This window comes from Halomonas sp. 3F2F (assembly GCF_014897805.1).
Taxonomy (GTDB): domain Bacteria; phylum Pseudomonadota; class Gammaproteobacteria; order Pseudomonadales; family Halomonadaceae; genus Vreelandella.
In genome coordinates this window covers 1-1,114 of record NZ_JABUZE010000157.1, presented here as the reverse complement: position 1 = coordinate 1,114, position 1,114 = coordinate 1, and the positions used below count along the sequence as shown (strand labels likewise).

The following is a 1,114-nucleotide window of genomic DNA, read 5'->3' as shown; positions in this document are numbered from 1 at the left end:
CTCGCTTATGTGATTTACACCTCGGGTTCTACCGGGCGACCCAAGGGCGTGGCTAACCGTCACCATGCACTGACTAATCGCCTACAGTGGATGCAGAATGCCTATGGCTTAACAGCCGACGATGCGGTGCTACAGAAGACGCCATTCAGCTTCGATGTCTCGGTGTGGGAGTTCTTCTGGCCGCTGATGAAGGGGGCGCAGCTGGTGGTGGCGCCACCAGGTGCCCATCGCGAACCGGCACAATTGGTCGAGCTAATCCGTACCCACAAGATCACCACGCTGCACTGCGTGCCGTCGATGCTGCAGGCCTTCCTGGCGCATGGCGGGGGGGAGAGTGAGATAGAAGCCTGCACAAGCCTGACACGTCTGGTATGCAGCGGCGAAGCGCTACCGGCTGAACTGCAGAACCAAGTATTGGCTCGGTTGCCTCACACGGGGCTCTACAACCTCTATGGCCCCACCGAAGCGGCCATTGATGTTACCCACTGGACGTGCCAAGACGATGGGCGCAATCAGGTAGCTATCGGCCAACCGATCGCTGGTATCCGCACTTACGTACTGGATGGTGATCTTAACTTGGCACCGTCAGGCGTCGCTGGAGAGCTCTATCTCGGTGGAGTGGGCTTAGCACGGGGCTATCTGCATCGCCCAGATCTTACCGCAGAACGTTTTATCGCTGATCCATTTGTGCCAGGCGAACGCCTCTACCGCACCGGTGACCTAGTGCGCTGGCGGGAGGATGGCCAGCTCGAGTACCTGGGTCGCCTTGATTACCAAGTGAAAATACGCGGCCTACGCATCGAACTTGGCGAGATCGAAGCCGAGCTATTAGCTCAGCCGGAGGTTCGCGAATCAGTAGTGGTCTCTCAAGAAGGACCTGGTGGTTCTAGGTTAGTCGCTTATGTGGTTCCCCAGGACGATATTCCGCTCGACACCAGTTCACTACGTGAATCGCTAGGGCAGCGACTACCGGACTATATGGTGCCGGGCGTCGTGGTCATCCTCGATGTGGTGCCACTGAACCCCAACGGCAAGGTGGATCGCAAGGCCCTACCCGAGCCGGATTTGACCAGTGGCTCTCAGCACGAGCCGCCTCAGGGCGAGATGGAAGAAG

Annotated in this window: 1 protein-coding gene; it reads left to right on the top strand. The window is 58.5% G+C overall.

Annotated elements, in window-relative coordinates; translation table 11 throughout:
• Positions 1–1,114, top strand: a 1,114-nt coding sequence (locus tag INT21_RS16450) for an amino acid adenylation domain-containing protein (RefSeq protein ID WP_193085487.1), incomplete at both ends; no start/stop codon positions are given.